This window comes from Pseudomaricurvus alkylphenolicus, assembly GCF_011683955.1.
GTDB classification, from domain to species: domain Bacteria; phylum Pseudomonadota; class Gammaproteobacteria; order Pseudomonadales; family Cellvibrionaceae; genus Pseudomaricurvus; species Pseudomaricurvus alkylphenolicus.
In genome coordinates, this window is record NZ_JAAQPI010000031.1 from 46,127 (window position 1) to 53,408 (window position 7,282).

General features: G+C 55.1%; 5 protein-coding genes. 3 read left to right on the forward strand and 2 right to left on the reverse strand.

The genetic code is table 11. From position 1 onward, the window contains the following. Positions 1-61: 61 nt before the first annotated feature. Together HBA55_RS35610 and HBA55_RS35615 are read left to right on the forward strand one after the other, a co-directional pair. A complete protein-coding gene (locus HBA55_RS35610; RefSeq protein WP_167000669.1) occupies positions 62-1,231 on the forward strand; it encodes an exonuclease SbcCD subunit D in 1,170 nt (389 codons plus the stop codon). Next, positions 1,228-4,302 carry an SbcC/MukB-like Walker B domain-containing protein gene (locus HBA55_RS35615; protein ID WP_167000671.1) on the forward strand — a complete coding sequence of 1,025 codons (3,075 nt, stop codon included), beginning with the start codon at positions 1,228-1,230 and terminating at the stop codon, positions 4,300-4,302. Before HBA55_RS35610 ends, HBA55_RS35615 begins: the two co-directional genes overlap by 4 nt. 15 nt (positions 4,303-4,317) lie before the next feature. On the opposite strand, the gene HBA55_RS35620 is transcribed toward HBA55_RS35615, so the two are convergent. Further along, positions 4,318-4,965, reverse strand: coding sequence for a pyridoxamine 5'-phosphate oxidase family protein (locus HBA55_RS35620; RefSeq protein ID WP_167000673.1), 648 nt, complete (start codon positions 4,963-4,965; stop codon positions 4,318-4,320). A 136-nt stretch (positions 4,966-5,101) separates the two neighbouring features. On the opposite strand from HBA55_RS35620, the gene pdxR reads away from it, so the two are divergent. Beyond that, positions 5,102-6,538, forward strand: a complete 1,437-nt coding sequence (gene pdxR / locus HBA55_RS35625) for a MocR-like pyridoxine biosynthesis transcription factor PdxR (RefSeq protein WP_167000675.1) — start codon at positions 5,102-5,104, stop codon at positions 6,536-6,538. 55 nt (positions 6,539-6,593) lie between these two features. On the opposite strand, the gene HBA55_RS35630 is transcribed toward pdxR, so the two are convergent. Continuing rightward, on the reverse strand, positions 6,594-6,980 hold the full coding sequence (locus HBA55_RS35630) for an MAPEG family protein (RefSeq protein ID WP_167000677.1): 387 nt from the start codon (positions 6,978-6,980) through the stop codon (positions 6,594-6,596). Positions 6,981-7,282 lie beyond the last annotated feature (302 nt).

Below are 7,282 nucleotides of genomic sequence, written 5' to 3' on the forward strand. Positions count from 1 at the left end.
TCCCTCGATAACATGTCATTCGGTACTGCGAGAACAGTCCATTATCTGTAGAATCCCCCGAATGAAAATTCTGCATACGTCTGACTGGCATCTGGGGCGCCAGTTTCACAATATCTCTCTGCTGGAGGACCAGCGCCACGTGCTCCAGCAGCTGGTGACCATGGCTGACGAGCAGTGCGTGGATGCCGTGATCGTGGCGGGGGATATTTATGACCGCTCTGTTCCACCGACGGCTGCCGTGTCTCTGCTGGATGAAATTCTGCATCAATTCTGCCAGGAACTGAAGATTCCTGTCATTATGATCGCGGGTAATCACGACAGCGCTGAACGGCTGGGTTTCGGTGCGCGGCAGTTGCTGGGGGCCGGGTTGCATGTCATTGGCCCGCTGCGGGCACCTCTGCGGCCGGTAATACTGCAGGATGAATACGGAGAGATTGCCTTTTATGCCATACCCTATGTGGAACCGGCTCATGTGCGTGATCGCTTTGATACCAGTGTCAGCAGTCATGAAGAGGCGATGGCTTTCCTGACAGATCATATTCACAGCGATCTTGCCAATAGTGATCAAGCCCGTCGCAGCGTGGTTATCAGCCACTGCTTTCTCGACGGCGCAGAGGAATCGGATTCCGAGCGTCCCCTATCCATCGGTGGTGCCGACCGGGTCAGTCCTTCACATTTTCTGGAATTTGATTATGTTGCCCTGGGGCACCTGCACGGCCCTCAATACAAGGGGGCGCCTCACGTTCGCTATTCCGGTTCCATTCTGAAATATTCGTTTTCCGAACAGCACCATCACAAGTCCGCCACTTTGGTGACTCTCGATAAAAACGGCGGATGCGAGGTGGAAAAACTGCCCCTGGAGCCCCTGCGCGATATGCGGGTGATCGAAGGGGAGCTGCAGCAAATTTTGGCCGACGGGCGGGATGACAGCCGCGCCGAAGACTATCTGCTGGTACGCTTGACGGATCGCCACGCGATTCTCGATGCCATGGGCAAGTTGCGAGAGGTGTATCCCAATGTACTGCATCTGGAGCGTCCGGGTTTAACCTCGGCAAGTGACACCCTGGAAGTCAATCGCGAGCGACTGCAAAAAGGAGAACTCAATCTGTTTGAAGACTTCTTTACCCAGGTACAGGGTGAGAGCATGAGCGATGAGCAGCATGAGTATATGAAGGAGGTGATTGAGCAATTGCACCGAGGTGAGCAATCGGCTCAGGAGTCAAACACGTGAGACCTCTGCAGTTGACCATGACGGCCTTTGGTCCTTTTGCCGCAACGGAAGAAATTGACTTTCGCCGCCTTGGGGACAGGCCACTGTTTCTGATCAATGGTGCGACCGGAGCGGGCAAAACCACCATCCTTGATGGCATCTGTTTTGCGCTCTACGGCAGTACCACCGGCAACGAACGGGAAGCCAGCCAGATGCGCTGTGACTACGCCGATGATCAACACATCACCCGGGTGGAGTTGTTGTTTGAGCTGCGCGGTCGCCACTATCGCATTGTGCGGGAACCGGAACAACTGCGGCCCAAGGTCCGAGGTGAAGGTTATACCACCCATAAACCGCGAGCAGAGCTGTTCCGATTGCGAGAAGATGACGAAGATGGAGAATCGAAAGAAGAGCCACTGGTGGCCGCCAAGGTTTCCGAAGCTACCCGCACCATCGAAGAATTGACGGGTTTGACCGTGGAGCAATTTCGCCAGGTCATGGTGCTGCCCCAGGGAGAATTTCGTCGGTTGCTACTGGCTGGCTCCGGTGAGCGGGAAAGAATTTTCAGTCAACTGTTTCAGACGCAGATCTATAAACGCATTGAGGATTCCCTCAAAATTCGCTCCGGTAATCTGCGTCAACAGCGGGAGAATTTGCTTAACCGTCAGAAGGGGATTCTTGAAACCGGCGGACTCGACAGCGGAGAAGCCCTCCAGGAACAACTGTCAGCGCTTGAGCCGCAGTTGCAACAGGCTCAGGAACAACTGCAAGGCGTTCAACAGCAACTACAAGCGGTGCAGAAAGAGCACGACGAGGCTCAGCAGCGGGAGCAGCGCTACCAACAGTTGCTGAGTGAACAGAAACGTCAGCAAATCCTGGAGCAACGCCGCGGTCTGCAGGAGCAACAGCGGCAGCAACTGGCGCTGGCACAGGATGCGTTGCGCTTGCAGCCGGATTGGGAGCTTTGTCAGCGGGAGCAACAGCAACGTCAAGTGCTTCAAGTACAACTCAGCGAATCGCAACAACGCCTACAACAACAGCAACAGCAACTGGAGCAGGCACGGACGGCCATGCAGGAACTGGACTCTCTGCAAAAGGATATCGATCAGCTGAAAGCAGAGGCTCAACAGCTACTGGGTTACCGGGAACGTGTCGACCATTGGGAGCAGGCCGAACAACAGCGGCGACAGGCCGAGCAGCACTATCAACAGCAACAGCAAACGGTTGCCGAACAGCAACAGCGGTTAAACCGGATGAGCCAGCAGGTGGAGCAGGGGCAGAGGCAGCTGCGGGATTTACAAGAACAGCTGAATGAACTTAACCCGGAGCAACAGCGACTGCAACAACTGAACGAGCGTTGCCAACGAAGGATACAATTGGATGCTGACAACGCCAAACTCGCTGAGATAGAGAGCAATCTGCAGGGGCTACAGCAGCAGCGTCAACAGGCTGAAGGCGAAGGCAAGGCGTTGCGGCAAGCGCGGGATCAGCTGGAACTTCAATGGCATCGCGGACAGGCGGCTTTGCTGGCGGCACAATTGCAGGAAGGCGAGCCTTGTCCTGTCTGTGGCAGTGACAAACATCCGCAACCGGCTTACGATACGACTGCAATTCCGGACCAAGCCCAGCGACAGCAGGCGACCCAAGCTCTGGAAGCGGCGAGAGAGGCTTTTGTTGAAATTGAGCAGCGGCTCGCGGTTCAGAAAACCAACAGAGAGCATCTGCAGCAGCAGATAGAAACACATCGCCTGGGTTTGGGCGATGCTGTCGACCTGCCCCTGTCTGAGTTACAGCAGCAACTTCAGAGATTGCAACAGCGGGTACAAGCGTTGGAGCAGTCACAGCAGATACATCAATCCGTTACAGAGCAGCTGCAACAATGGCAGCAACAACTCGACACTCTGCGTCTGCAACAGGAACGGGAATCCAAAGCGCAGGCGCAAGCCAATACCCGTCTGGAATTGGCCAACCAGCAGTTGCAGCAAACCCTGACGGAATTGCCCGAAGCATTTCGTCAGGCGGGCGCCTTGCAGCGGGCTTTTGTTGATAATGAATCCAGGCTTCAACAGACAACGCAACGACTGCAACAGTTACAGAAAAACCTGGAGCAGGCGCAACTGGCTTTCGAAGCCGCGCGAGCCCATGACCAAAGCATGAGGCAGCAGTGGCAACAAACCGAAGATGCCTGCTGCAAAGCACAGCAATCCTGGTTGCAGGTATTGCAAGACAGTCGCTTTGCCTCCGAGGAAGAATTCCTCGGCGCGCGCCAGAGTGAATCGCAGATGCAGACCTGGATGCAGGAGCTGCAAGAGTTCGAACGTCAGTGGGCGCAAGTGCAGGGCGTATTGGTCAGACTCGAGGCTCAACTGCAGGAACAGCCGCAGATGGATCTGCCCGCCATTGAGGAACGCTTGCAACAGTGTCTACAGCAGTTTGAGCTGAAGCAACAAAACCATCGCGGACTGGATCAGCGGATGGTGACATTACGCGGGGTTGAAGAAGCGCTGTCAAAAGTCATTGAAGAAACGCAAACCTTGGAAAAACGCTACGCGGTTATCGGAACTCTGGCTGATGTGGCGGCCGGAAAAACGGGTGATCGCATCAATCTGCAACGCTTTGTACTCAGCGTGTTGCTGGACGATGTGCTGGTGGTGGCCAGCCAGAGACTCAAGCGTATGAGCAAAGGTCGTTTTGAGCTCTACCGGCAAACCGAAAAAGGCAAGGGGGCAGGTGCTTTTGGTCTGGAGCTGATGGTGGAGGACGCCTACAACGGTAAACAACGTCCCGTAGCGACCTTGTCCGGTGGCGAAAGTTTTATGGCAGCGCTGTCGCTGGCATTGGGCCTGTCTGATGTAGTGCAAGCCTATGCCGGTGGTATTCGGCTCGATACCCTGTTTGTGGATGAAGGTTTTGGCAGCCTCGATCCGGAGTCCCTGGATCTGGCCATCAATACGCTGGTGGATTTGCAGGCCAGTGGCCGCATGGTGGGCGTGATTTCCCATGTGCCGGAACTCAAAGAACGACTGAACGTGCGCCTGGATGTGCACGCCAGTCGTCAGGGCAGTACTACGGAATTGGTACTGGCCTCTTGAAGGCACCCCAACACGCTATCGTGGATGAAAGGGACACACTGGAACCGTGCCGTGCCACACCGGCAGTGCCATATCTTCGGGCTCTTCATTGGGACCTCCGCTACGACTCTTGAATGAGCCGTCCAGAATCTCCAGTTTCATCAACGCCGTGGCTTTGCGTTCGATAGCATTGGGCGGGCGCACCTGAGACCAGCGGTCGGTTTCCAGCTGGTTGATGATCACCTCAAAAGCATGGTCAAACTCCGCAGCTTCCGTCACTCGCTCTCCCTGGCAATAGACCACGGCGGAGCGGTAGTTGGCGCTGTGATGGTAAGCGGATTTCGTCAGTACCCATTCGGTGCATTCCGCCAGCGAAATACAGACCTGTTCTCCAGCCTCCAGCAGCTTCTGCAGGCGCCCCTTGTTGGCACAGTGAAAATACAGATGATCGTTCACCCGCCAGAGCGTAATGGGAATGACAAACACCTGGCCCTCCTGGACAAAACCCACATGCCCCAGTTTCAGGTCATCCACCAGCTGATAGATATCACGAAGACGATAGCTGGCCCTTTTGGCGCCGTGGCGTACCCGACTGCGAGGGCTGGGTGCGAACGTTTGCCTGGAATCCGGCAGGCTGGTAGTTGAGGATTCTACGGTGATTTCCGGTGCGTCTGTAACGTCCATAGCTGTGTCTCCTTAAGCTTCGCGATTAAACGAAAATGCGGCTCTGTGTAGGCCGGGCAGGAGTAATTGTTATAGGATGGTGGCTCTAGAGAAAGAGCCAATTCTGACCACCTTATAGCACCAGTTGAGAGCTGCCATGGAAGCCTTTTCTTTTGCCCAGATTCCCATTGATCGCTCGCGGCCGTTGCAGCCTCAGCTGCACAGCGCCTTATTGAGCCGAATCAATGAAGGTTTGTTGCCGGCCGGTACCCGGCTTCCTTCGAGTCGTCGCCTGGCCGATGAATTGGGTGTCAGCCGTAATACCGTATTGATTGTGATCGATCAGCTCAAAGCAGAGGGGTATCTCGAAAGTCGGCCCGGCAGTGGGGTTGCCGTCAAATCGGAGTTGCCCGCCGGGAAAGTGGCCCGGGTGCAGTGGCAGAGTCAGGAGCATTTGCCGCCGTTATCCAGGGTCGGGCAACAATGGTCGAATTACGAGGCTATCTCCCATGAGCAGTGTTTGCCGTTTACGGTAGGCGTGCCGGATTTAAAGGCATTTCCGGATGCAACCTGGCTAAGGTTACAGCGTCGTCATCAGGAACGCATGCCACTGCGTGGGTTTCAGGAGGATCAAGGCTATCAACCCTTGCGCGAATCTTTGACGCATTATCTGAAAACCTCCCGAGGAGTGATCTGCGACGCTGATCAAATCATCATTACCCAGGGGGCCCAACAGGCCCTGGCGCTGTGTGCGTTGGTGTTGTTGGATGAGGAGGATACGGTAATGCTGGAGGAACCGGGTTATCGCGGCGCGCGCGATGCCTTTAAATCCCGCAATGCTCATTTCTACGCAGTTGGGTTGGGAGATAACGGTATTGATGTGACGGCGTTGCCGCAATCACCTCCCGGCCGCTTGTTGTACACCACGCCCACTCACCAGTATCCATTAGGGGGAATTCTGCCGGCCGCTGATCGATTGCGGTTGCTGGATTGGGCGGCACGTCATCGGTTGTGGGTTATCGAGGATGACTACGACAGTGAGTTTCACTTTCACGCCAAACCGATTGCGGCTTTACAGGGTATGGCGGAGCAGACGCCGGTGTTGTATATGGGCAGTTTCAGCAAAACGCTGTATCCGGCATTGCGGTTGGGTTATCTGGTGGTGCCGAAGCCGTTGGTTCCCACATTGGTAGCGGCCAAGCGTGCGTTGGGGGGAGAGACACCGCTGCTCACTCAAGCGGTTGTCGCCGATTTTATCGCGGAGGGCCATTTTATTCGGCATTTACGGCGTATGCGGCAGCTCTATCAATGTAAGTGGGATCATTTACGTGCATTGGTAGAGGATCAGCTTAAGGGGTTGGCAACTCCGGTTGCCCGCAGCGCGGGGATGCATTTGGCGTTGATGATTGATTGCCAGAGTGATGTTGAGTTGGCCAGTGAGTTTCGTGGTGCGGGGTTCGGAAGTACGCCTTTGTCCTGGTACTACGCCTCCGGCAAGGGACGAAGTGGTTTGGTGTTGGGGTTCGCCAATACGTCTGAAGCGGAGCGGGAGGAGGGAATATCGGTGTTGCGGGATTTGATACCGCGCTGCTAGTGCTCTTTAGGATAGATGTCGGGCAGCGCGGCTATTGGGAATCTAATGGAATTTCTTAGGTGAAGATTTCGAGCAGGATTCCCACGAGAGCACCGCCTATGAGTACAAAGTTGGGCAGGATGGACATGAGGGCGCCGACGGTTCTGGATTTGGGGTCTTTAGCGTAGCTGCGCGCGTAAAGGAAGCGCCCGATAATGTAGAGGACACCGAGTATCTGGGCGGTCAGTATGTGGGTGTAGGTGGCAAACAGATACATTCCGGGGATGAACAGGATAAGTTGTTCCATGGTGTTCATCTGGATGCGGTAGAGGCGTTCGAATTGCTCGTTGCCGGTGACGGCTGGAGCCGGTACGTTGAGTTTTCCTCGGGCGCCGCCCACTTTCATCATAAACAGGATGTATTGCAGCAGGCCGATAATAATCAGAAGGATGATCAGGTTCATGGTTTTTCCCTAATGGTTTATGTGGTTTTAAGATTTGGGCGCATTCTAGCACTGGCTAGTGCCGGACGTCTTCAGGGTTAGGCCGTCCATGGTCGCTAATATGTATAGATCTCGTGGCCTGCCATTCAAACTTGGCCAAATATTACGGTCTGCTGAGTGCCATAACCGGTCTTAGAAATTCGCAGGATTGGTACTCTGACGGCGTTGTTTATGCGTAGGGCGGATTAGGCGCTTGCGCCGTAATCCGCCGGTTCTGCCGGAGATGTTCGTTGGCTGCGGCCCGGTTTTTAACACCCTTGAAT